Source organism: Thermus aquaticus (assembly GCF_001280255.1).
GTDB lineage: Bacteria > Deinococcota > Deinococci > Deinococcales > Thermaceae > Thermus > Thermus aquaticus.
On sequence record NZ_LHCI01000106.1, the window covers coordinates 1,220,194 to 1,244,486 of the forward strand.

14 protein-coding genes are annotated in these 24,293 nt (G+C 70.0%); 12 read left to right on the top strand and 2 right to left on the bottom strand.

What is annotated here, in order from left to right; genetic code table 11:
- Positions 1-8: 8 nt before the first annotated feature.
- The 8 genes from BVI061214_RS07710 (at position 9) to BVI061214_RS07745 (ending at position 15,597) form a co-directional block, all read left to right on the top strand.
- Positions 9-7,991, top strand: a complete 7,983-nt coding sequence (locus BVI061214_RS07710; protein ID WP_053767895.1) for a translocation/assembly module TamB domain-containing protein — start codon at positions 9-11, stop codon at positions 7,989-7,991.
- A gap of 12 nt (positions 7,992-8,003) precedes the next feature.
- Positions 8,004-9,035 (top strand): L-threonine 3-dehydrogenase, encoded by a 1,032-nt coding sequence (tdh, locus tag BVI061214_RS07715; protein WP_053767896.1) that lies wholly within the window; start codon positions 8,004-8,006, stop codon positions 9,033-9,035.
- Between the two features lie 119 nt (positions 9,036-9,154).
- The gene (locus BVI061214_RS07720) at positions 9,155-10,834 is read left to right on the top strand and encodes a hypothetical protein (protein WP_053767897.1); all 1,680 of its coding nucleotides are present in this window, start codon (positions 9,155-9,157) and stop codon (positions 10,832-10,834) included.
- A 60-nt stretch (positions 10,835-10,894) separates the two neighbouring features.
- On the top strand, positions 10,895-12,202 hold the full coding sequence (locus tag BVI061214_RS07725; protein WP_156303245.1) for a hypothetical protein: 1,308 nt from the start codon (positions 10,895-10,897) through the stop codon (positions 12,200-12,202).
- 85 nt (positions 12,203-12,287) lie between these two features.
- Positions 12,288-12,860, top strand: coding sequence for a hypothetical protein (locus BVI061214_RS07730; protein ID WP_053767899.1), 573 nt, complete (start codon positions 12,288-12,290; stop codon positions 12,858-12,860).
- Between the two features lie 78 nt (positions 12,861-12,938).
- Positions 12,939-14,000 carry a PQQ-dependent sugar dehydrogenase gene (locus BVI061214_RS07735; RefSeq protein ID WP_053767900.1) on the top strand — a complete coding sequence of 354 codons (1,062 nt, stop codon included), beginning with the start codon at positions 12,939-12,941 and terminating at the stop codon, positions 13,998-14,000.
- A 9-nt stretch (positions 14,001-14,009) separates the two neighbouring features.
- Entirely contained in the window at positions 14,010-15,002 is a 993-nt protein-coding gene (gene mtnA / locus BVI061214_RS07740; protein ID WP_053767901.1) for an S-methyl-5-thioribose-1-phosphate isomerase, read from the top strand.
- On the top strand, positions 14,983-15,597 hold the full coding sequence (locus BVI061214_RS07745; RefSeq protein ID WP_053767902.1) for a ComF family protein: 615 nt from the start codon (positions 14,983-14,985) through the stop codon (positions 15,595-15,597). Before mtnA ends, BVI061214_RS07745 begins: the two co-directional genes overlap by 20 nt.
- 38 nt (positions 15,598-15,635) lie before the next feature.
- Here BVI061214_RS07745 and BVI061214_RS07750 read toward each other — a convergent pair whose 3' ends face one another.
- Positions 15,636-18,251, bottom strand: coding sequence for a transcriptional regulator (locus BVI061214_RS07750; RefSeq protein ID WP_053768619.1), 2,616 nt, complete (start codon positions 18,249-18,251; stop codon positions 15,636-15,638).
- 104 nt (positions 18,252-18,355) lie between these two features.
- Between BVI061214_RS07750 and BVI061214_RS07755 the strand changes: the two genes are divergently transcribed.
- Positions 18,356-18,754 carry a hypothetical protein gene (locus BVI061214_RS07755; protein ID WP_003047985.1) on the top strand — a complete coding sequence of 133 codons (399 nt, stop codon included), beginning with the start codon at positions 18,356-18,358 and terminating at the stop codon, positions 18,752-18,754.
- On the opposite strand, the gene BVI061214_RS07760 is transcribed toward BVI061214_RS07755, so the two are convergent.
- Positions 18,736-19,113, bottom strand: coding sequence for a zinc uptake transcriptional regulator (locus BVI061214_RS07760; RefSeq protein ID WP_003047984.1), 378 nt, complete (start codon positions 19,111-19,113; stop codon positions 18,736-18,738). The two genes, BVI061214_RS07755 and BVI061214_RS07760, sit on opposite strands and share 19 nt — an antisense overlap.
- A gap of 157 nt (positions 19,114-19,270) precedes the next feature.
- Between BVI061214_RS07760 and BVI061214_RS07765 the strand changes: the two genes are divergently transcribed.
- The 3 genes from BVI061214_RS07765 to BVI061214_RS07775 are packed head-to-tail and all read left to right on the top strand — an operon-like array spanning position 19,271 to position 24,269.
- Positions 19,271-20,281: a YibE/F family protein gene (locus tag BVI061214_RS07765; RefSeq protein WP_053767903.1), complete on the top strand. Its 1,011-nt coding sequence runs from the start codon at positions 19,271-19,273 to the stop codon at positions 20,279-20,281.
- 9 nt (positions 20,282-20,290) lie between these two features.
- Positions 20,291-21,406 (top strand): metallophosphoesterase family protein, encoded by a 1,116-nt coding sequence (locus BVI061214_RS07770; RefSeq protein WP_053767904.1) that lies wholly within the window; start codon positions 20,291-20,293, stop codon positions 21,404-21,406.
- Complete coding sequence (locus BVI061214_RS07775) at positions 21,381-24,269, top strand: AAA family ATPase (RefSeq protein WP_053767905.1); 2,889 nt, start codon at positions 21,381-21,383, stop codon at positions 24,267-24,269. The genes BVI061214_RS07770 and BVI061214_RS07775 overlap by 26 nt, the downstream gene beginning before the upstream one ends.
- The last annotated feature ends 24 nt before the right edge of the window (positions 24,270-24,293 follow it).

Sequence of the window (24,293 nt, forward strand, 5' to 3'; positions counted from 1 at the left end):
TAAGGGGGATGCGGCGGGGCCTCCTTCTCCTCCTCCTGGGGCTTTTCCTCCTCCTCCCCGCCTGGCCTCCCCTCCTGAAGGGAGCGGTGGACCGGGCCTTGCCCCTTTTGGGCTTTCGGGGAAGCGTGGGGGAGGTTTCCGGGCACCTCCTCCTGGGCCTCCGGCTCAGGTGGGTGGAGCTGGAGGGGGAGGGGATTCGGCTTCAGGCCGAGGAGGTGGACCTCTTCTACGACCTCTTGGGCCTTTTGCGGCGGGAGCTTCCCCTGGCCCTCACCCTGAGGAAGGCCCGGCTCCGGCTCACCTGGGAGGCCCTGATTCCGGAAAAGCCGGGGCCGCCCCCCGCCGTCCGCGTGGTCTTCCGCTCCTTGCGCTTGGAGGAGGTGGAGGCGGAGTTTCCCCGGGGAAGGCGGCTTTTCCTGCCTTCCATGCGCCTTAGCCTGGTGGGGGAAAACCCCTACCGCTTCCTGGCCCGGCTCCCCGGGGGGAGTTTCCAGGGGGAGGCCAAGGCCCTTTCCCCAGATCTCTCCGCCTGGGAGGTGGCCTACGCGGGGGAGGTGCGGGGGCTGGCCTTCTTCTACGAGGGGCTGAAGGGGGGCAGGCTCTTTGGGGTCTTCCAGGTGGGGCCTTCGGGGATGGAGGGCAGGGGCCGGGTGGAAGGGGGGGTGGTGGAGCTGGTGGGCTTCCCCCTCACCGGGGTGGAGGGGGAGGTCCTCTTTAGGGACGAGCGGGTAGAGGCGGTCCTGAAGGGGGTGGGCCTCGAGGGGCCCCTTCGGGCGAAGGCCCTGGTGGACCTGAAGGGCCACCGCTACCGCTTCCAGATGGAAGGCTTGCCTAAGCTGCCCGCCCTGGCCCGGCACTACGGCCTCACCCTGCCCCTGGAGGGTGAGGGGCGGCTTTCCCTCGAGGGGGAGGGGTGGGAGGCCGTCCGGGTCCGGGGGCGGTTTGTGGGGGAGGGGCGGCTTCTGGGAGAGCCTTTCCGCCACCGGGGCACGCTGGCCTTTGACCGGGTCTTCATCCTGGAGGCCAAGGCGGAGGGCAGGCTTTTTGACCGGGACTACGCCCTGAGCTTCGCCCTGAGGGGGGGGCGCTATGGGGGAAGCCTGGAGGACACCTTAGGAAGCCGCCTGGCTTTGGAGGGGGAGGGAAGCCGCCTAAGGGTGCGGGGCAGGGCCGCCTGGCCCAGGCCTTTAGAGGGCTTGGCGGCGGTGGACTTCCGGCAAGAGGGGAAGAGGTGGCGGCTTGGGTTGGAAAGCCCCGGCGTGCGGCTTCCCCTCTTCGCCCCCCTGGACCTCTCCGGCGAGGTGCGGGGGGAAGGGGAGAAGGTGGCGGGACGGCTTGGGCCCCTAGGGCTTTCCGGCACCTGGGGTAGCCTCGCCCTGACCCTGGCCCCCACCCCCATGGTGGTGGGAAGCCTGGAGGGGGAGGGAAGGCTCCTTGGGGGGAGGCTTAGCGCCGAGCTCCGCTACGACGCTCCCTACGCCCGATTTCCCTTGGGCGTGCGCCAGGAGGCTTGGGGCTTCCGCTTCCAGAGCCCCTACGGGGAGGGGAGCTACCGGGGCGGGGCTCTGGCCCTCACCTTAAGGGGGCTTCCCATCCGCGCCCTGGACGAGATGCGGCTTTACGGAAAGGCCCTCTACCGGGAGGGGGGGCTTTCCGGGAGGCTTTTCCTGAAGGGGCGCTACCTGGAGCTGGAGGCCGGGCTGAGGCGTTTGGGGGCGGATTTGGCCGGGAGGCTTCTAACCCCCCTAGGGGAGGTGCCCCTTAAGGGGCGGTATGACCCGGGGCCCGGCCTCCTCCTGGAAGGCCTCGGCCTTCGCCTCACCTACAAGGAGGGCCTCCGCCTCCAGGGCCAGGGGGAACTTGGGGGGGTGGGCCTGAGGGCTGACCTGGCCTACCGGGAAGGGTTTTCCGGCTTCTTGGACTTCGCCACGCCCTATGGGGTCTCGGGGCGGGTGCTTGGGCAGGGGAAGCGGCTTGCCCTAAAGGTCTTTGGCCTTCTGGAGGGGGAAGGGGAGGTCTACCCCGAGGTGCGCCTTGTGGGGAGGCTTCTGCCCCCCCTGCCCGAAGGGTTTTCCCTCCCTCCCCTCACCTTCCGCCTCACCCGGGAGGGGGCCGAGGTCCTGGGGGTGGGGCGGGTGGCCTTTGCGGAGGGCTTTCCCTTCCGCCTGGACCTCCCCTTCCGCTACCGGGGGGCGGAGGGGAGGCTTCTCGCCCAGGGGGGCCTCGAGGGCGGCCGGTTCACCCTTTCCACCCCCTACGGGGAGGTGAAGGGAGAAGGCCCCTGGCGGCGGCTTGGGCTCGTAGGCGGGGGCGAGGTGCCGGTCCTCGGGGCCTGGAGCCTGAAGGGGTCTATGGACCTCCCCACCCTGGCCTACCGGGGGGAGGTGGGGCTTCCCAAGGGGGGCTTGCGCCTGGCCCTCTCGGGGAAGGGGGCCAGTTTGCGCTTCCTGGGCCAGGCCCCGGGCCTCCGGGTCCTGGGGGGGTACGAGGGGGGGCTTTCCCTCCTCCTCCAGGCCGAGGGGTACGACCTCACCCCCTTTGGCCTCCCGGCCCGGGCCTTTGGCACCTGGGGGCACCGGGGCGAGCGGATGCGGCTGGCGGCCTCCTTTGGCGAGGCCCTCTTCCAGGGGGAGGAGCTTCTATCGGCCCGGATACGCCTTTCCGGGCCCTATCTGGAGGGCGAGGGGAGGGTTAGCCCGGAAGGGGCCTCCCTCACCTTCCTGGGGGCGTATAGGGCGGGCGGCCTGGAGGTCCTGGCCCGGGGGGAGGGGGGTGGGCCCTGGGGGGACCTGCGCTTCCAGGTTTTGGGGGAGGCCCAGGTGCCCCACCTGGACCCCATGGCCTTCCAGGGAGAGGTGCGCACGGCCGGGGGGATTCGCTACCGCCTCCTGGGCCCCGTCTCCCTGGAGGGGGAGGGGGTGCGCTACCGGGGCCATTTGGACCTTCCCCTGGCCCTCCTGGGGAAGGCGGGGCGCCTTTCGGGAAGCTTCCAGGGGGAGGGTCTAAAGGTGGCGGGGGAAGGGGAAGGAAGCTGGGCGGGCCTAGCCTTCTCCTGGCGGGGGGCGTACGGAGACGGGCCTTCCCTGAACCTCCGCCTCCCCGGCGGGGAGGCCCACCTGGAGGGGCGGGAGGTGGTCCTGGCCTTGGAGGAGGTGGCCCCGCTGGCGGAGGCCTTTGGGGTCTCGCTCACCGGGAAGGCCTGGGCCCGCCTGGCCCTTTCCGGCGAAGGGGAAGGGGAGGCCGCCTTGCGCCTGGGCCAAGAGGCCCTGGCCGCCACCTACCGGGGTACCCTGCTGAGCCTCCTTCTCCCGGAGCGGGGCCTGGGCCTCTCCTGGGACTGGCGGGAGGGGAAGCTGAAGGGCCTGGGGGCGCTGGAGGGGGAGGGGGCCTTCCGCCTGGGGGAGGAGGCCTCCGGGGCCTTCCGCTACCGGGGGGTAGAGGTGGGCTTTGCGGGGCCTCTTTCCGCCCTGAAGGTCCAGGCCCGCTACCGGGAGGAGGCCCTGGGGGAGGCCTGGCTTAGGGGGGTGGTGGACCTCCTGGCCGTGAAGGGGGAGGGGGAGGTGGGCTACGCCTCGGCCTACGCCGAAGGCGAGGGGCGTTTCGCCTTCTCGGGAAGCCGCTATGAGGGGGAGGGGAGGCTAAGGAGCCTCCGCTACCTGGTCCAGGAGGGGCCTTTCAGGTTTTCGGGGGAAGGCCTCGAGGCCGAGGCCCTCTGGGAGGCGCCCATGGCCTTTTCTGCCCGCTACGAAGATGGGCTTTCCCTCTGGGCCCGGGGACGGGCGGAGGTGGAGGGCTTCCAGGTGGAGGCGGACCTGGGATATGGGCCAGAGGGGTACCGGGGGAGCCTGAAGGCGGTGGGGCGGGGCCTCGAGGTGCGGGCCCTGGGGGAGGGTCCCCTGCGCTTCCAGGTCCTGGGGGAGGGCCTGAAGGCGGAGGGGGAGGCCTCGGGCCTGGAGGTCTTTGGGACCCTGGGCTTTAGCCGGGCCTGGGGCAAGGCCCGTCTGGAGGCCGGGGGGCGGTTTTCCGGCAGGCTTCCAGAGCTTTCCCTGGAGGGGGAGGGGGCTTTGGTGGGGGAGGGGAAGAGGCTTCCCTTCGCCTTCCGCTACCGGGGCGCGGGCCTGGACCCCAAGGCCCTCTCCCTCTTCGGCGAGGGGGAGGGCTACCGCCTGGCCCTGGCGGAGGGGCGGCTTTCTCTGGAGCTGGACCAGGACCTCACCCCCTTCGGCCTCCCGGCGCGGCTTCGGGCCTCGGCGGATGGTCCTTTTGCAGACCCTGTGGCCGTGGTCCTGGAGCGCCCCGAGGGGAGGCTTTCCGGGAAGGTCTGGCCCTGGCCCCTCAGGGCGGAGCTTAAGGGCGAGGTCCTGGGAGAGGGGGTGGAGGCCCGCTACGAGGGCTCCCTCGCCCTCCGCTTTCTGGGCCCCCATCTCCGAGGGGAGGCCCGCTACGGGGAGGGGCTTCTGGGGGCCCTCGCCTTCCGCTACCCCCTGCTTGAGGGGGAGGTGGACCTGGGGGAGGGGCGGTTCACCCTCCGGGGGGAGGGAGACTTGGGGGGGAGGGTGGAAGGGGCTTTCTGCCTGCCCCCTCCTCTGGGGGAGTGCCCGGGCCTGAGGGCGGACCTCGAGGGGGGCCTCACCTACGGGGCCTCCGCCTTTTCCGGCCGGTACGCCTACCGGGCCCAGGAGGGCTTTCTTGGGGAGCTCACCGGGGAGGGGCGGCTTGCCACCCCTTACGGGGCGGTGCGCCTCTTGGGCCGGGGGGCGGGGCTGGACCTCGAGGGGGAGGGGCTTCCCCTGGAGGGGCGGCTTGAGCTTTTCCCCCTCGCCCTCACCTACCGCTACGGGGGCCCCCTTCCCCAGGGACTTGGGGCGCTATGGGCGGAGGGCACCTACCCCGGCCCCTGGCTTTTGGGCACCTACCGCTACGGAGACCTGGCCCTGGAGCTTAAGGGCCTTCCCGGCTTCCGGGTGGCCCTGGCCGGGGAGGGGGTTTCCGGGGAGGTGGGGCTCGAGGGGGTGCGCCTGGTCCTGGAAGGTTTCCGCCTGGGGCCTTTGGCCCTTTCGGGCCGGGCGGAGGGGCCTTTTTCTGGGGCCCATGTGGACCTCTCCCTTTCCGCCTTTGGGCGGGAGGCCAGGGCGGTGGGGCGGGTGGGGACGGAGGGGCTTGCCCTGGCCTTCTCGGGGGACCTGGAGGGCCAGGTGTCCTGGAAGGAGGCTTGGGGGGGCCGCTTGGCCTTCCGGGAGGGGTGGCTGGACTTCGCGGGGAAGGGCTTGCCGGAGGTTAAGGGGGAGGTTCTGGGGGTGGGGGTGGCCCTCCTCTGGCCCAGGCTGGAGGTTTCGGGGCTGGAGGTGGACCTCCTGGCCCGGGAGGCGAGAGGGGAGACGGCCCTTTTTGGCCTCGCCGCCCGCGGGGAGGGGAAGGAGGTGCTTTTGGGCTACCGGGTCCCCGGCCTGGACCTTCCCCTTGAGGGCAGGCTGGACCTCTCGGCGCTGGCCTTGGAGCTCACGAGCCCCAAAGGGGAGGGCGCCTTGCGCTACGGGGAGGGGCGGGTTTCGGGGAGGCTTGCCCTGGAGCTTGGGGGCTTCCTCCTGGACCTCGAGGGGGCGGGGGACCGGGTGCGCCTGGTGGGCCGGCATCCTGCCTCCCCCTGGTGGGCGGCGGGGGCGGGGAGTCTGTTGGGGGAGGTGGACCTGCAAGGGGCCTACCGGCTGGACTACCGGGCCGGCCCCCAGGCCCTCACCCTGACCGGAAGGCTTCTTGAGGCCAGGCTGGTGGCGGAGGGGCCCTACCTCTCGGGAGGCCTCACCTACCCGGCGGGGGGGGAGCTTAAGGTGGACCTCCCCCTTGCCCCCCTTGGGAGCCGCTTTGGGGGCCGGGTCCACGGGGAGGGCTACCGGGTGGAGGGGGTTTTGGCGGGCGGGGTGGGGCGGATTGGGGTGAAGGGGCGGCTTCTTCCCCTGGAGGGGGAGCTAACCTTGGAGGAGACGGCGCTGGAGGACTTCCTGGCCCGCTACGCTCCCTACCTGAAGGGGCGGGTTTCCGGGAGGCTGCGTGTGGCGGCCCGGGAGGCCCAGGGGGAGGTGGCGGGCTTTGTGGAGGTAGCGGAGAGGCGGCTTCCCCTGAGCCTGAAAGTTAGCCTGGCCCCGGGGAGGGGGGAGGGGGAGGGCCGGATTGGGGAAAGCCCCTTCCGCCTGGGCCTGGAGGGGGACCGGGTGGACCTCTCGGCCTCCCCCCGGGCCTTCCCCCTTCACCTTCTCCTGGCCGCCGTGGCGGGGCCTCTGGAGGGGGAGGCCTACTGGACGGGGGCGGCGCGCCTCCGCTTCCCCCTCTCCGACCCCAGGCGGGGGGAGGGGGTTCTGGTGGGGGAGAGCCTGGTCTTTAGGGGCGGCGGGGACGAGCTTCGGGGCCGGGCCGCCTTCCGCTATGGGGGGGAGACCCTCTATGTGGACCACCTGCGCCTCTCGGGCAAGGGCCTCTGGGAGGGCGGGGGGTACTGGAGCCCTAGGGGAAGCGACCTCTACCTGAACCTCAAGGACACCGCCTTCACCCCCGTCCTCCAGGTGATCCCTGCCCTCAAGCCCTACCGCCCCGAGGCCTCGGGCACCCTGGCCCTCCGGCTCACCCAGGAGGGCTTCCAGGTCCAGATGGAGGCCTTCCGCTTCCGCCTGGGGCCGGTGGCCGGGTACCTGCCCAAGGGCCTTCTGGCCCTGAACGGGGGGGCGAGGGCGGAAGGGGAGATCACCCTCACCGCGCCCTTCCCCGGGCGGGGGCGCCTGGGGCTCGAGGGCACACTGGATTCTTTCCAGGTGAGTGCCAAGGGCGCCGTCTCCCTCCCCGGCCTCAAGGAGGACACCCCGGCGGAGGTGAGCTTCCGCTACCCCACCTACGGGGTGGCCCTGCGCCTGGGGCAGGCGGAGGCGGAGGGCACCCTCTTCCCCCTGCGCCTGGCGGGCTACGGACGGCTTCCCCTCTCCTACCCCCAGTACTACCTGCAGGATGGCCTCCTGGACGTGAAGAGCTTCTTCCTCTACGAGGAGAAGGGCACCTACCACCTGACCGGCAACGCCGAGGTCCTCAGGGCTCGCCTGGCCATCCCCGAGGCCAGCGCCAGGAACCTTTCCAGCGAAGGGGTAAAGGTGGCGGAGAAGCCCGCCCCCGTCCCCCTGGTCTTTGAGGGGGTGCGGCTTTTCGCCGAGCGGGGCGTCCTGGTCCAGGAGCGCCTGGCCCAAGGGGAGCTGAAGGGAGAGGTCTACCTGGGGGGCACGTACCAGGACCCCTTCCTCACCGGGGAGGTCCAGGCCCTCTGGGGGAGCTTCCGCCTATGGGATTCCCTCTTCACCCTGGACCCAGCTTCAAGCCGCCTCCAGTTCTCCCCCGACCGGGGCCTTCTCCCCCGGTTCACCCTCAAGGCCAAGGCGGAGACCCGGGGCTACCAGGTCTTCCTCTCGGCCGAAGGGGAGTTGGTGCGGGAAAACGGGCGGGTCAAGGTGCGCCTCACGCCCCGCTTCACCTCCGAGCCTCCCCTCTCCGAGCCCGAGATCTACGCCCTCCTCGCCCTGGGCACCCCCGATGTGGCCCGCCTCACGGAGACCCTGCCCCAGGCCGCCTTGGGGGCCGCCTTGGAGAACCTGGTCCTGGGCCAGCTGGAGCGGGAGCTGGCCAAGGCCCTCGGTCTGGACCGCTTCCAGGTGGAGGTGCCCCTCTTCCAGGGCGGGGGGCTCGGGGAAACCCGCTTCTCCATCGGCAAGTACCTGAGCCCGGAGCTCTTCTTGGGCTACCAGGTGGACCTGAGGGGCCAGCAGACCTTCTCCGCCCAGTACCGCCGGGACGGCCTCACCTTCACCCTGGGCACCACCTTCCAGTTCGGGGACGGGAGGCTTTCCCGCCTGGACTTCGCCCTGGGCTACGACCTCACCTCGAGCCTGGCGGTTTCTTTGGGCCTCGAGGCCTCCGACACCGTCCGCTTCAGCGTGGGGGCCCTCTACCGGTGGTAGGATGCCTCCGGTATGCGGGCTTTGGCCAAACTGGCCCCTGAGGAGGGCCTAACCCTGGTGGAGCGCCCGGTGCCCGAGCCTGGCCCCGGGGAGATCCTGGTGCGGGTGGAGGCTGCCAGCATCTGCGGCACCGACCTCCACATCTGGCGGTGGGACGCCTGGGCCAGGGGGCGGATCCGCCCCCCCCTCGTCACCGGGCACGAGTTCAGCGGGGTGGTGGAGGCCGTGGGCCCCGGGGTGAAGCGGCCCCAGGTGGGGGACCACGTGAGCCTGGAAAGCCACATCGTCTGCCACGCCTGCCCCGCCTGCCGCACGGGCAACTACCACGTCTGCCTGAACACGGAGATCCTGGGGGTGGACCGGGACGGGGGCTTCGCCGAATACGTGGTGGTGCCGGCGGAAAACGCTTGGGTGAACCCCAAGGACCTCCCCTTTGAGGTGGCGGCCATCCTGGAGCCCTTCGGCAACGCCGTGCACACCGTTTACGCGGGGAGCGGGGTCTCGGGGAAGAGCGTCCTCATCACGGGGGCGGGGCCCATCGGCCTTATGGCGGCCATGGTGGCCCGGGCCAGCGGGGCGGGGCCCATTCTGGTCTCCGACCCTAACCCCTACCGCCTGGCCTTCGCCAAGGCCTACGCCGACCGCCTTATCAACCCCTTGGAGGAGGACCTCCTAAAGGTGGTGCGGGAGGTGACGGGAAACGGGGTGGAGGTGCTTTTGGAGTTTTCCGGGAATGAAGCCGCCATCCACCAGGGCCTCAAGGCCCTCATCCCCGGGGGGGAGGCCAGGATCCTCGGCATCCCCTCGGACCCCATCCGCTTTGACCTGGCGGGGGAGCTGGTCATGCGGGGGATCACCGCCTTTGGCATCGCCGGGCGGCGGCTTTGGCAGACCTGGATGCAGGGCACGGCCCTGGTCTACTCGGGGCGGGTGGACCTTACGCCCCTCCTCACCCACCGCCTGCCCATGAGCCAGTACCGGGAGGCCTTCGGCCTCTTGGCCTCGGGCCAGGCGGTGAAGGTGATCCTGGACCCCAGGGCCTGAGGCCGCCTTTTTCGGGTGGGGGGAGAGGGGGCGGGGCCCCCCTCCCCGTTTAAGGTTTTTGTAAGCCCCCTTGAGGAGGATGGAGGTAGGGACCCCAGGGTCCCGGGAAGGAGGCAGGTATGCGTAAAGGCGTGTGGCACGGACTCTTGACCGGTTTAGCCCTGCTCTTGGCGGCCTGCGGGGGCGGGGGCCAGCCCCAGCCAGACCTCACCCTGGCGGGGATTTCGCCCCAGAATCCCACCGTGGTCCAGGGGGAGACCGTGACCCTGACCCTCACCTTCGCCTCGCAGAACGGCTTCCAGGGGCCGGTCTCTCTGATCGTCTTAGAGGGGGGGCAGCCCGTCTCCTGGCTGAGCCCCAACGCCGTCCAGCGCAACCTGAACGTGCCCAGAGGCCAGCAGGTGCCGGAGACCCTGCAGGTGCAGGTGGCTCCGAACGCCCCCACAGGGAGCCGGAACCTCACCGTGCGGGCGGCCTACGGGAACCAGGTGACCGAGCGGGCTCTTACCCTCACCGTGAACGCGCCCCCTGACTTCGTCATCTCCCTCAACCCCACGAGCCTCTCGGTCCAGCAGGGGGGTAGCAACTCCACCCAACTGACCATCACCCCCCAAAACGGCTTCACCGGGACGGTGAGCCTCTCCCTAGTGGCGGGGCAGGACCAGGTGCCCCAGGGCCTCACGCTTTCTCCCGATACGGTCCAGGTTGGTACGAGCTCCCTGACCCTCTCCGCCCAGCCCACCACGCCCACGGGCACCTACCGCCTCAAGGTGCGGGGGACCTCGGGGAGCCTCATCCGGGAGGCGGACCTGACGGTGACAGTCTTGACGCCCTACACCAACGCTTACGTCTACCAGGTCTCCGGTGACGGAAGCGTTCTTGTTGGGGGCGCCCTCGTGTCGGGTGCCCGTAGGCCCATGGTCTGGCGGATCAACGCCGCTTCCCTCTCCCCGGGCTTCTACTGGCTGAGCGCCATCGCCCAACAGGCCACCGTCCTGGACACGGGCGTTCCCAGTACTCCTTACGGGATTGTTCTGGGGGTTACTGCCGACGGCCAGGTGGGTTGCGGCTACGGTAGCGCGTCTACCAGCGCGTCTTCGGGGGACAGGGCCCTGGCCTGGGACCTGACCACCCTCCAGCCCATCCCCCTTCCCGATCACCCCGCTGGCGGCAACGTGGCCTACGCTTGCGCTAAGAGTGGAGGCGACGTCTACATCGTGGGACGGGTATACCCGGACTTTCCTACACCTACCATCTGGAAAAACTACACCATCTGGCATCAGAACACCAGAGTTAATTACGGCATCTTCCACGACATCACCCCGGACGCCAGCAAGGCCTCGGCTCAGTTGGTATACCAAGGATGGGTCTACGACCTGAACGGCAATCAGTACACCCAGCTGGTCTCCCGCATTGGCGGGGCCTACTGGAGCCGGATCTCCCCCGACGGGCAGGCCGTGGCCTTCTCGGACAGCAACTCTTCCGCAAGAGCCAAGGTGTGGTACGGAGGCAACGTCTACAGCGTCAACATGAGTTTTGGCGCCGTGCGCGTTAGGGACGGCGTGGCCTACGTCTTCGGAAGCTCAGATGGGCTTGCCGTTCGCTGGCGGAGCGACACCCAGGCGGTGGAGAACCTGAACACCGTCTTCGCCGATGTGTTGCCGCCGGGGGTCACCCTTAAGGGTATCTCTGCGGTAAGCCTTGACAACCGCGTCATCGTGGGCATCGCCTTTAACTCTACCACTTCTCAGGACGAGCCCTTTGTCCTTGTGGGGGATCCGTTCCAGGGCGCTCCGTGAGCCCACACGGTTGCCGGGATATGGAGGTAGGGACCCCGGGGTCCCGGGAAGGAGGCAGAGATGCGCAGGACCAAACGGATGGTTGCCACCTGGTGGTCTGCCTGCGCTAGCCTGGCCCTGGCGCAGGACCTCCTCCAGGAGCCGGCTTCTCCCGGAAGGGCCCCGGGGCTTCCCCTTTGCCTCCTGGCCCTGGTCTACCTCCTCCTCTTCCTCATCGCCCGCACGTACCTCATCGCCTGCCCCTCCCGGGCCCTGGCCCGGGCCCAGTTGGAGGGGCTTTGGGCCGAACACGTGCAGGGGTGGGAAGAGGGTCAGAAGCAGGAGGACGACCAGAAGAAGCGGGACGCCCGGGAGGACACCGAGGAGTGCCTGCGAAAGGCTCGGGATCTTTTGGAAGGGCGGGGCTTCTGGGGCCAGATTTGGACACGTCTCTCCCTCCTCCTCTGGAACGGCGAGCGGGAGATGGCGGCCTGGGCCCTAATGCACCGGGCCGAGCGGCGGGCGGTGGAGCTAATGAAGGATGAGGAGGTGAGGGCCCGCCTGGTGCGGGGCCTGGGGGAGCTCGGGGTGTTCTCGGAGGAGGAAAAGGCGCTTTGGCGGAAACAGCTAAAGCGTGCCCTAGGCCTGGAGGGCCAGGACCCCCAACAGGGGTCCCCATCCCAGGGTGGAGGCTCCGGCAATGAGATCGTGCCTAGTGCGCTTTCACCTTCCACCGACCCTCAGGAGCCTGGCCAGGGTTCGGGTCAAGCAGAATCCAACGCCCGGTGTTGCCAAAAGCCAGACTCCAGGGTGCAAAGGGCCCTCCTGGAGGAGTTTTTGGCCGCCCTCTACGACGCCCGGGACACGAGGTACGCCCGGCTCCTCACCCTGCACAACAAAGCGGCTTGGCTTCTCCTGGTGGGGCTTGGCCTGGCGTGGGCCCTGGGGTCCTTCGCTCCCGGGCTTCCCAACGGGCTAGACCTGGGGACGGGGCTTCTTCTGGGCTTCCTCGGGGGAGTCCTTTCCCGGCTCCTGCGGGTGGTGGCCACGAAAGAGCTTCCCACGGACTACGGGGCCTACTGGGTCCCCCTCTTCCTGGCCCCGGTGCTGGGGGCCCTGGGGGCGGTGGGGGGGTACTTGGTCTTCTGGGCCTTGGTGGAGGTCCGGGCCTTGGGAGAGGGGCTAAAGCCCCTCCTCAGCCCGCCCGCCGCCTACGGGCTCTTGGTGGTCCTGGGGTTCTCGGAGCGCCTGCTAAAGGGACTCACGGAGAGGTTGGAGGACCAAGCTCTGAAGCAGGAGGACCAGGGCAAGGAGAAGCCCAAGGGGGACGGAGAAGAAGACCATGGGAAACCGAAAGACCAGCCCGCCCGGCGCTGGGGTAGGGGGTAGTGAGGTGGGGGGTGGTTAAGGTTTTTGTAAGCCCCCCTGAGGAAGATGGAGGTAGGGACCCCAGGGTCCCGGAAAGGAGGCAGGGATGCGTAACGGCAAAGGGTACGGCTTTCCGGCAAAGGGCTGGCTCTGGGTAGGGCTCCTTTTGGGGGTTTCCGCCTGTAGCGTCCCTTTCAGCTACGAGGTCAACGTCCTGAACTACGCCGACCTCTCGGGCACCTTCACGGTGGGGCAGGGGGGGATCAATCCCAACCCCCAGACGGTGGGCCCCGTGGAGATCCAGTACACCCCCGACCCCCGGGTGAACCTCACGGGGGCCGTCCTGGACTATAAGGTTTGCTTCGCTTCGGAGACCCCGGGAGCGAGCTTCCGGGGGAGCGTGGCCTACACCGCCTACCTGGGCGGGGATGCGGGGACGCTCTTCCTGGAGGCCAACAAGCTGGCCGAGGGTACAAAGGATGTCTCGGGCCTCTCCACGGGGGAGGTGTGCGTGGAGGGGCAGGCCCAGGCCACGGCGGCCCAGGTCCAGGCTTTGCAGAGCGGCACCTTCTACGTGGGGGCCAGGATCTCCGGGGATGCCACCAGCGACCAGGAGGCCACGGTGCGCTACCGCACGGAGCGGTTCCTCCTCAGGCTATCCGGGTCGGTGCGGCCCTAGGAGCCTTCCTTTGGTAACGTGGCCCCCGCCCTTGGGGCGGGGCCTGGCCTTAGGGTAGTCTTTCCCAGAGGAGGCACCATGCTGAGCCGCAGGCGGCTTCTTGCGGGGCTTTTGGGCCTAGGGCTTTCCCGGGCCCAGGGGCTCAGGGCCGAGGAGGTGGTGGGGGCCCTCGAGGTCCCCTGGGCCCTAGTCTTTTTGCCCGATGGGGGGATGCTGATCTCGGAAAGGCCGGGGAGGATCCGGCTCTTCCGGAGCGGGCGGCTTTCCACCTACGCCGAGCTTCCCGTCTACGCCCGGGGGGAGTCGGGGCTTTTGGGCCTGGCCCTCCACCCTCGGTTTCCCGAGGCGCCCTATGTCTACGCCTACCGCACGGTGGAGGCGGGGGGCCTGAGGAACCAGGTGGTGCGCCTCCGCCACCTGGGGGAGAGGGGGGTCTTGGAGCGGGTCATTCTGGACGGGATCCCCGCCCGGCCCCACGGCCTCCACTCGGGAGGCCGGATCGCCTTCGGACCGGATGGGATGCTCTACGTGACCACGGGGGAGGTCTACGAGCGGGAGCTGGCCCAGGACCTGGCCTCCTTGGGGGGGAAGGTCCTCCGCCTCACCCCGGAAGGGGAGCCCGCCCCGGGGAACCCCTTCCTGGGCCAGAAGGGAGCCAGGCCCGAGATTTACAGCCTGGGCCACCGGAACCCCCAGGGCCTGGCCTGGCACCCCGTGACGGGGGAGCTCTTCCTGAGCGAGCACGGGCCCAGCGGGGAGCAAGGCTATGGCCACGACGAGGTGAACGTGGTCGTCCCTGGGGGGAACTACGGCTGGCCGAGGGTGGTGGGGAGGGGGAACGACCCCCGGTACCGGGACCCCCTCTACCTCTGGCCCCAGGGCTTTCCCCCGGGGAACCTGGCCTTCTTCCGGGGCGGGCTTTACGTGGCCGGGCTTAGAGGAGAGGCCCTTTTGCGCCTGGACCTCGAGGGGGAAAGGGGGCGCTGGCGAGTGGCGGGGGGGGAGACGGCGCTATCCGGTTTTGGCCGCCTGCGGGAGGTCCAGGTGGGGCCGGACGGGGCCCTCTACGTCACCACCTCCAACCGGGACGGGCGGGGAAGGCCAAGGCCCGGGGACGACAAGGTGCTTCGCCTGGCTTAAGCTTGGGGCGTGGAGCGCCTTCTGCCGTTCCGTTTTGACGAGGAGGAAGGGGTCTTCTGGCTTCTGGACCAGAGGCGCCTTCCCCAGGAGGAGGTCTGGGTGCCCGTGCGCACCGCCCGGGAGATGGCCCAGGCCATCCGGGACATGGTGGTGCGGGGGGCCCCGGCCATCGGGGTTTCCGCCGCCTTCGGCATGGTCCTGGCCCACATGGCGGGGGAGGACCTCGAGGAGGCGGACCGCCTCTTGCGGCAAAGCCGCCCCACGGCGGTGAACCTCTTCCACGCCCTGGACCGGATGCGGCCCCACTTCGGGGACCTAAAGGGAAGCCTGAAGGAGGCCAAGGCCCTCTGGCGGGAGGTGGAGGAGACGGAAAGGGCCATCAGCCAGCACGGGGCCAAGGTCTTGAGGGGCCAGGTTCTCACCCACTGCAACACCGGGCCCCTGGCCACGGGGGGGTGGGGGACGGCTCTGGGGGCCATCCTCGAGGCCCACCGCCAAGGCCGGGTCCGCCACGTCTGGGTGGACGAGACCAGGCCCTACCTCCAGGGAGCCCGCCTCACCGCCTTTGAGCTCATGAAGGCCGGGGTCCCCGCCACCCTCATCGCCGACAACATGGCAGGCTTCCTCATGCAGAGGGGCCAGGTGGACGCCGTCATCGTGGGGGTGGACCGCATGGCCCTGAACGGGGACTTCGCCAACAAGATCGGCACCTACGCCCTGGCGGTCCTGGCCCACCACCACGGCATTCCCTTCTACGCCGCGTTGCCGCTATCCTCCGTGGACCCCTGGCTGGAGACGGGCCAGGGCATCCCCATTGAGGAGCGCCCGCCGGAGGAGGTCACCCACATCCGGGGCCTGCCCATCGCCCCTCCCGGCTTTCCCGCCTACCACCCCGCCTTTGACGTGACCCCCCACCGCTTTCTGACCGGCATCGTGACGGAGAAGGGGATCCTTTACCCGCCCTTTGACGAGGCCTTGAGGGATGCTCTGGGGCTTCATTGAGGGCCTTCTCGGCCATGCCTGCCCCGGGTGCGGCGGCCCTTTGGACGCCCCTTCCCTCTGCCGGGCTTGCCGGGCGGAGCTATGGCCTAAGGTCCAGGGGGAGATGGTCTACCTGGGGGCCTACGGCCGGTGGGGCCGGGTGGTGCGGGCCCTGAAGTACGGGAGGCGCTTTGGCCTCGCCCCCCTCCTGGCCCGCCCCCTGGCGGAGGGCGTTTTGCAGGCGGGGTGGGCCCTAAAGGGGGTGGCGGCGGTCCCCACCCTCCTCCCCCGCCTCCTCCAGAGGGGCTACAACCCCCCGGAGCTTCTGGCCCGTGAGGTGGCCCGCCTCCTCGGCCTCCCTTACCGAAGGGTCCTCAGGCGGCGGCGCTACGCCCCGAGCCAGCCCACCCGGGGCCGGGCCCGAAGGGCGCTTCCCCAGGACCTCTTCGCCCCGGTGGAGCGGGTGGAGGGGGCCTGGCTCCTCCTGGACGACGTCCTCACCAGCGGGGCCACCTTTTTAAGGGCCCGGGAGGCCCTCCTGATGGCCGGGGCCTCCCGGGTCTACGGGGCCTTCATCGCCGTGCGGGACCCAGGGGCCCTGGGACCTTACCGCTAAGGCCACCCCATGCTGGCGCAAGCCAGCCTGGGGTGGTATTAAGCCTGAAGGCGGCGCAGAAGGGCGGCAATCTCCCCGGAAGGCCTCTCTCTAAGCTCCTCCCAAAGCCGCTTCTCGTAGGCCTGGAGAAGCCTTAGGGCCCGGGCCCGCTGGCCCCGGGAGAGGCACCCTTCCGCCAGGGGAAGGAGGGCCTCCTCATCCAGGGGGTCCAGCTCCAAAAGGCGCTCCAGATACCTGGGCTCGCCCGCTTTTAGGAAGAGGGCCCGCACCCGGTGGTAGAGCTCCTCCCGCTTCCGGTCCAGAAGGGGGTGGTCCAGGCCGGGGAAGAGGGGCTCCTGGTAGAGGGCCAGGACCTTCTCGGCCTCTTTGCGGGCGAGGGCCTCCTCCAAGGCCATGAGGTCGCTTTCAGTTCGGACCAGGCCCTCCTCCTTCAAATAGGTGGGAACCCCCCAGGGCTCCAGGGCCTTGCGCAGGCGGGAAAGCCAGGCGGAGAGGTTGTTGAGGGCGTCGGCCTCCGGCGTGTCGGGCCAGAGGATGAAGGCCATCTCCTCCCGGGGGACCCGGAGGAGGAGGAGGGCCAGAACCTCCCGCGCCTTGCCCTTGAGCTCCACCTCGCCCAAGGGGTTCCTCACCCGGAAGGCCCCTAGGACCTCCACCTGGAGGGGAGGGATCTCGGCGAGCCTCAGGGCCACGGCCTCCTTCCAGCCGCTCTGCAGCACCTCCGTCAGGGGGTAGGGCCGGGCCAGCTCCGGGCGGTCTTTGGGGAGGAGGTCCAGGGGGATGAGCCCGGGAAGGAGGCGGGGACCTTCCTGGGTGAGGCCCAAAAGGGCCTTTAAGTCCCCTTCCTCCCGGAGGAGGCGGTAGCGGGCGGCGTGCCAGTAAAGCCGCTCCTCCCGCTCCGCCGGGTAGGGGGGGAGGAGGGCCGGGTCTTTGAGGAGCTCCGCCCTGGCCAGGGCGGGCAGAAAGCCCTCCACCCCTTGCAAAAGGCCGGGGTCTTTCCGCAGAAGGGCCAGGAGGGCCAGGCCCCGGCCCACCAGGTAGGGGTTTTCCCAGAGCTCCGCCCGGGCCACCAGGGCCTTCAGCTCCGCCTCGTCCCCCTGGAGGTAGGCCAGGAGCATGGCCGCCTCGAGGCTGGCCAGGGGGTGGCCCGGGGCCTCCCGGGCCTCCTTCAGGTAGGCCATGGCCCGCGCCTTGTCCCCCAGGAGGAGGTATAGCCGCCCCAGGTCCCTCAGGTGGCCTGGGTAGTTCACGGGAGAGTAGCGAAGGCCAAGAGGGGCCCCCTCCTCCAGGGCCCGGATGCGGCCCTCGAGGTCCCCCTTCAGCTCAAAGCGGAGGAAGGCCAGGTTGGTGAGGGGGGCCACCCGATAGGGACTGCCTTCCGGCAGGCGCTTTAGGGCCTCCTCCAGAAGCCTAAAGGCCTCCTCGGGCCGCCCCTCTTCCCACGGGACCCGGGCGGCGTCGTTGAGGAAGCGGCCCGCAAGCTCGGGGGGAACCCCTTCCAGCAGCCTCAGGCCCCTTTCCAGGTAGGCCCGGGCCTGGGGGAGGTCCTGGCCCAGGAGGGGGTCGGCCAGGTAGTAGGCCAGGTGGCCGCAGGCGGTGAGGGCCACCCTGGGGTCTTGGGCCTCGGCCAGGGGCTTGAGGAGGGCGAAGCCTTCCCTTTGGCCGCTTTGCAGAAGGGCCTCCCCCAGCCGGAGCCGGGCCCGCTCGCCCCCCTTTTCCAGGAGGGCCCGCCAGGAGAGGAGGACCTCGGGGGCCAGGTTGATCTGGATGGGCCTTTCTAAAAGCTCAAGAAGCTCCTCGTGAAGCCCGGCGGCGTGGTAGGCCTGGGCCAGAAGCTCCGGGGGAAGCCTCTTCCCCAGGGCCCGCACCGCCTCCTGCACCTCGGGCTTCAGGCTTTCCAAGGCCATCTCCTTGAGGAGGGCGTGGAGGGTGTAGCCCTGGGGTAATAGGCGCAGGAGGCCCCTGGCGTAAAGCTCCTCCGTGGCGGGGGTGGCGGCCTCCTTGGGCAGGTAGGGGAGGGCGGCCAGGAGGAAGCCTTCCTGAAAGGCCTCCGGGCTCAGGCTTTCCTTTAGGCCCTGGAGGAGGGCCCGCCTCTCGGGGGGCTTCCCGGTGAGGGCGGAGAGAAAGAGGGGGAGGGGCCAGCCCCCCGTGGCCCGGTGGGCCTCCTCGGCCCCGGGCCTGTTCCCGAAGAGGGCCCTGGCCTCTTCCACGGTGAAGGCCAGCTCCTCCGCCCCCAGGCGCACCAGCCGGCCCTCGGCCAGGAGCTTGGGGAGCTCGGGGTAGGGGAGGGGCGTGCGGCTTGCCAGGACCAGGAGGCAAGGCAGGGTCCTTAGGAGGGGGGTGAGGTCCTCCCTCCCCTCCAGGTCCTCGAGGACCACCAGGGTGGGGGCCTCCTTGAGGGCCGCCACCACCGCCCCCCAGGGGGCCTCCTCGGGGAGGTCCAGGGTCCTGGCCAGGAGAGCCCTGGGCTCGCCCAGTCTGGCGCTGGCCCAGAGGGTCCTAAGCCCCAGCCTGGCGGCAAGCTGGCCCGCCAGGACGCTCTTGCCGAAGCCTGCCGGGGCCTCGAGGAGGACCACAAACCCAGGTTCTTCGGGTAAGAGGGAAAGAAGCCTCTCCCGCTCCAGATAGACCGGGCTCTGCCAGCGTAGGGCCACCCTGGACCCCATCTTAGGCGTGGTGGGCATCCTGGGCAAGCTCTTTCCCCGGCCACATTCCCTGGACCGGGAGGAGGCGTAAACTGGCCCTCCAAGGAGGGGCCATGCGCAAACTCCGCCGCCTTAGCGACCTCCTACCCCTCATCAGGGAAGGCCGCTACCGCCTGGGGCCCCACGTGGCCAAGCACATGCTCCAGGAGGGCTTCACCGAGCTGGACATCCTGAGGGCCCTGGAGTGGGGGCGGGAGCTTTGCATCTACCCCGAGGAGGGGCGGATGCTGGTCCTGGGGTACATGGTCTTTCCCCCCAGGCTCAAGCTTCCCCTCCACGTGGTCCTGGACTACACCCCCCCAAGGCAGGTGGACATCGTCACCGCCTTCATCCCCAAGGAGCCCTACCGGGTCTACTCCCGGGCCCGCCTGGCCGCTCTCCTCCGCCACGACCGGGCCCTCGAGGAGGTGCGCTGGACGGGGCCCATTCGCCTCTACCCCGCTTGGGAGTAGCACTCCGGGCACCGGCCGTAGACCGTGACCTCGTGGCCCTCGGCCTGAAAGCCCGGGGGGAGGGCGCTTTCCAGGAGGTCGCAGCCGAAGAGCTCGTACACCCGGCCGCAGCGGCGGCAAAGGAAGTGGTGGTGGTGCCCCCGGCCCGCCCGCTCGTACCGGGGGGGCTCGCCGGGGAGGGCCACCGGGGTGAGGAACCCCTCCTCCACCAGGCCCTTCAGGGTGCGGTAGACCGTGGCCAGGCCCAAAGAGGGCACCCGCTTCCTCGCCAGCTCCAGGACCTCCTGGGGGGAGAGGGGGCGGTCCGTTTCCAGGAAGACCTCCCGGATGGCCCGCCTCTGCCTCGTGGAGCGCTCCATGCCCCAAGGATAGCAAACTTGAGAAGCGCTTTTCATACCCTTGCTTTCTGTTTTCTTCGGTCCGCCATGCCCGGCGGCTTCCCTAGGAACCTTTTGCCGGGGCCCCCATGCTGGCTTGGGCCAGCGTGGGGTGGCATCGGTGGGGTAGAGTGGCCCCATGCGGGCTTTGGTTCTCTTGCTCCTCTTTTGCCTTCCCGCCCTAGCCCAGGAGCCGGGGGGCTACCTCCTGGGGCGCATCCTGGCCCTGGACCCGGAGGGCGTGGCCCGGGTGGAGGTCCAGGGCAAGGTCAAGGAGGCCCTCCTCCCCGCCGACGGCGGGGGCTTTCGGCCGGGGATGCGGGTGGTCCTCTACCAGGAGGGGGGGCGGCTTTACGTGGCCGAACCCGACCGAATGCCCTGGCTTGTGGGCCTCCTCTTCCTCTTCGCCCTTCTCGCCGCCCTCCTGGGCCGGGGCAAGGGGCTTAGGGGGCTTCTCGGCACCCTGCTAAGCCTCCTGGTGGTGGTCTACTTCATCGTGCCCCGGGTGGCCTCGGGGGGAAACCCCCTCCTTTACGCCCTTTTGGGAAGCCTGGGGGTGCTTCTCTTCACCATCTATTTGGTCCACGGGGTGAACCGGAAGACCACGGCGGCCCTTTTGGGAACCCTGGCTTCCGTCCTCTTCGTCCTCCTCCTAAGCCTCTACTTCGTGGGGGCCATTGGCTTCACCGGCCTGGCCTCGGAGGAGGCCCTGCTCCTCAAGCAGTGGGGCGGGGTGGACCTCCTTTCCCTCTACCTGGCGGGGGTGGTGGTGGGGGCCTTGGGGGCCCTTACCGATGTGACCGTGACCCAGGCCGCCGTGGTCCAGGCCCTGGCCCACGCCAACCCCCGCTTTGGCCTGGGCGAGCTTTACCGGAGGGGGATGGAGGTGGGCTACGACCACATCGGGAGCCTGGTCAACACCCTGGTCCTGGCCTACGCCGCGGGCTCTTTGCCCCTTTTCCTCCTCCTCACCAAGGACCCCACCCCCTTGCGCTTCCTCCTCAACACCGAGCCCTTCGCCGCCGAGATCGCCGCCATGGTCCTGGGCTCCTTGGGCCTTCTCCTGGCCGTGCCCCTCACCACCTTGGTGGCGGCCTTCCTCTTCCAGGGAGGGAAGGCGGGGCCCGGGGAGCATCCCCACGTCCACTAGAATGGAAAGGTGCGCCTATTACACACCGCCGACTGGCATTTGGGAAAGATTTTAAGAGGCGTGGACCGGACGCCGGAGATCGGAGAGGCCCTGAAGGCCCTCCTGGGGATCGTGAAGGAGGAGCGGGTGGACCTGGTGGTGGTCTCGGGGGACCTCTTTGACCGCCCCCAGGTCTCCGCCGAGGCCGAGGGCCACGCCGTGGAGTTCTTCATGGGGCTCAAGGCCCTGGGGGTGCCCGCTTTGGTCATCGCCGGCAACCACGACCCCAAGGAGCGCCTCTCCGCCCTCTCCCCCCTCTTCGCCCTGGCGGGGGCCAGGGTGCGGGGCCACCCCCTCTTCAAGGAGGAAGGGGGGGTGGTGCGGGTGGCGGACCTCGAGGCCGCCCTCCTCCCCTTCGTGTCCGAGAGGGTTCTGGTGAAGCGGGTCCTGCAGGAGGCCGAGGAGCGCCACCGCACCTACGCCGAGGCCATGCGCCGGGTCCTGGCCAACCTGGCGAGCCCCCTGATGCTGGCCCACTTCGCCCTGGAGGGGGTCCGGCCCGGGGGCGGGGAGTTCTTCTTCCACCTGGCCGGGTCCTACGCCGTGCCCCACTCGGCCCTGCCCCTTTCCGCCCGCTACCTGGCCCTGGGACACATCCACCGCCAGCAGCAGGTTTCCGAGGCCCCCCTGGCCTGGTACTCGGGGAGCCTCGTCCAGCTGGACTTCGGCGAGGGGGAGGACGCCGAGAGGGGGGCCCTTTTGGTGGAGCTTCCCCCCTCGGGGCCCGCTAGGGTCCACCCCATCCGGGAGCGCTGGGGCAAGCCCCTCAAGACCTTCCGCCTGAAGCGGGAGGAGCTGGACGGGCGGCTTTTGGAGATGGAGCGCTTTCCCGGCTACCTGCGCCTGGTGGTGGAGGGGAGGCTTTCCGCCGCCGAGAAGGAGCGCCTTTACCGGGCCCTGCCCCACCTTCTCGCCATAGAGGGGGCGGGCGACCTGCCCCCACTCCCTCCCGGGGGCGCCCATTTGGGCCTTAAGGAGGCCTACGCCCGCTACCTGGGGGAGCGGGAGGAGAAGGAGGCCCTTTTGGAGCGGTTTGAAGAGGCCCTGAAGGAGGTGGAGAGTGAGACCCTTGCGGCTGGAGCTTGAGGGGTTCGGCCCCTACCGGGAGAAGCAGGGGGTGGACTTCTCCGATGTGGAGCTCTTCGCCATCACCGGCCCCACGGGAAGCGGCAAGAGCACCCTCCTGGACGCCATGGCCTTCGCCCTCTACGGCCTCGTGCCCCGGGTGGGGAAGGGCGTCAAGGAGCTGGTCCACCCCGGGGTGGGGGAGGCCAGGGTCCGCCTCACCTTCCAGGTGGGGGCGCGCACCTACCGGGTGGAGCGGGTGCGGGGCAAGAGGAGCGAGGGGCGGCTTTTTGACCTGACGGATGGGGAAAGGCTCGTCCCCCTGGAAACCCTGGACCGCCTGAACGAGGCCATTGAGGACCTCCTGGGCCTCTCCTACGAGGCCTTCACCCGGGCCTTGCTCCTGCCCCAGGGGGAGTTTGACCGCTTTTTAAAGGGGGAGCCCAGGGAGCGGCGGAGGCTCCTCATGGACCTCTTCGGCCTCTCCCGCTTGGAGCGGGTGCGGGAGAAAGCGGCGGAAAAGAAGGCGCGCTACGCCGAGGAGAAAAGCCGCCTGGAAGGGGAGCTTATGGGCCTAGCCGGGGCCACGCCGGAGGCGTTGGCGGAGCTGGACCAGGCCCTGGAGGCCCTAGTGGCGGAGCGCCGCCGGTTAGAAGGGGAAAAGCCCACCCTCGAGGCCCGCGCCAAAGAGGCCGAGGCCCTCCTGGAGCTCCTTAGGCGGATGGCCCTGCTGGAGGCCAAGCGGGAGAGGCTTGCCAAGGAGGCTTCCGAGATGGAAAACCTCCGGGCCCGCCTGGCCCTGAGCGAGGAGGCGGCCAGGGCCCTCCCCCTCTGGGAGGACCTTAGGCGGAAGGAAGGGGCTCTCGCCGCCACCCGCGCCCGCCTCAAGGAGGCCGAGGGGGCCGTGAGGGGGCTTGAGGAGGCCCTGAAGGCCCTGGCCTTTGACGAGAGCGCTTTGCAGGAGGCCCGGGACGCCCTTCTAAAGGCCCAGGGGCTCAGGGCCCTCGAGGCCCTCCTCCGCCGGGTGGGCCCCCTGGACCACCCCGCCCCCCGCCTGGACCCCGAGCGCCTGGAGGCGGCCCTGGAGGAGGAGGCGAAGCTGGAGCGCCTCCTAAGCGGGCTTTCCCAGCTGGAAGAGGCCAGAAGGCGCCTCAAGGCCAAGGAGGACCAGCTGGAGGAGGCGCAGCAAAGGCTGGCGAAGACCGAGGAGGCGGGCCGGGAGAAGCGGAAGGAGGTGGAAGACCTCAAGGCCCGCCTTCAGGGAGCCGAGGCCCACCGCCTCCGGGAGCGCCTCAAGGCTTTGGAGGAAGAGCTTCTTTCCCTGGAAAAGGAGGAGGCGGGGCTTAAGGAGGCCCTCGAGGCCCTGAGGCGGGAGGAGAGGCGGCGGGGCCTCCTGGCCTTCCACGACCTCCTGGAGGTGGGCAAGCCCTGCCCCCTCTGCGGCGGGCCCGTCCACGAGCTTCCCCCGCGCCCCGAGCTACCCGACCTGGAGGCCAGGCGGCGGGAGCTGGAGGAGGCCCTGCGCCGGGTGCAGGGGAGGCGGGGGGAGGTCCTGGGGGAGGCCCGGGGCCTGAAGGAAAAGCTGGACGCCCTGGCCGCCGAGCCCATCCCCGGGGACCCGGAGGCCCTGAAAAAGGCCCTGGAGGAGGCCGAGGAGGCCCTGCAGGCCCTTCGGGACACCTACAAGGAGATTGGGGGAGAGGTCAAGGGCCTGGTGGAGGAGGTCAACCGGCTTCGGCAGGAAGAGGAAAAGCTCCGGGCCCAGGCGGGGGAGGCCTCCTTGGGGGAGGTGGAGGAAGGCCTCAGGCGCCTCCGGGAGGAGAAGGCCGCCCTGGGCGCCGGGCTTCGCCAGCACATCCAGGAGAGGACGGAAGGCCTGGGGGTGGCCGCCTACCTCAAGCGCCTGGAGGCGAGGGTGCGGGCCCTCGAGGCCCAGGAAAGGGAGTACCGAAGGCTTCGGGACGGGATGGCGGACCTTGCCCAAAAGGTCTCCGCCCTGAAGGCCCAGGAGGCGGAGCAGGCCAAGGCCCTGGCCGAGGCCGAGGAGCGGGTGAAGGGCCTCATGCCCGAGGCCGAGGCCCGGGCCCACGCCCTAAGCCCCGAGGAGAGGGAGGCCCTTGAGACCCGCATCCGCCGCCACGAGAACGAACTTAAGGAGGTGGAGGCCCTTCTCAAGGAGGCGAAGGCGCAACTGAAGGCCCTTCTCCAGGACGCCCCACCCCCCGGGCTTCCCGAGGCCGAGGCCCGGGCCAAAGAGGCCGCGGGCGCCCTGAAGAGCCTTCTGGAGCGCCTGGAGAAGCTGGGCCAGGAGGTGGCCATTCTGGAGGAGAGGCGAAAGGACCTGCGGGAGGCCCTGAGGCGCCGCCAGGAGGCGGAGAAGAGGCTGGCCGAGGTGGCGCGGGAGATGGCCCTATGGGAGAAGCTGGCCCAGGACCTGAGGGGCGACAACTTCCCCGAGTACGCCCTAGGCCTAAGGCAGGGGAGCCTGGTGGAGCGGGCCGACGAGCTCCTTTACACCCTCTCCGGGGGGCGGTACCGCTTCCGGGCCAAAGAGGGGGAGTACTGGGTTTTAGACCTCTGGACCGAGGCCGAGCGGCCGGTCAAGACCCTTTCTGGCGGGGAGAGCTTTCTCGCCAGCCTCTCCCTGGCTTTGGCCCTTTCCGAGGAGCTTTCCAAGGGCCGGCTTGGGGCCCTATTCCTGGACGAGGGCTTCGGCACCCTGGACCCGGAGGCCCTCGATGTGGTGGCGGGGGTCTTGGAGTCCCTCCCCACCCAGGGGCGGCTGGTGGGCATCGTGACCCATGTGGAGGCCCTGGCGGAGCGGCTTCCCGCCCGCCTGCGGGTGCGCAAGCACCCCTCGGGGAGCCGGGTGGAGTGGGCCTGATACCACCCCGGCATGGGGGTCTCG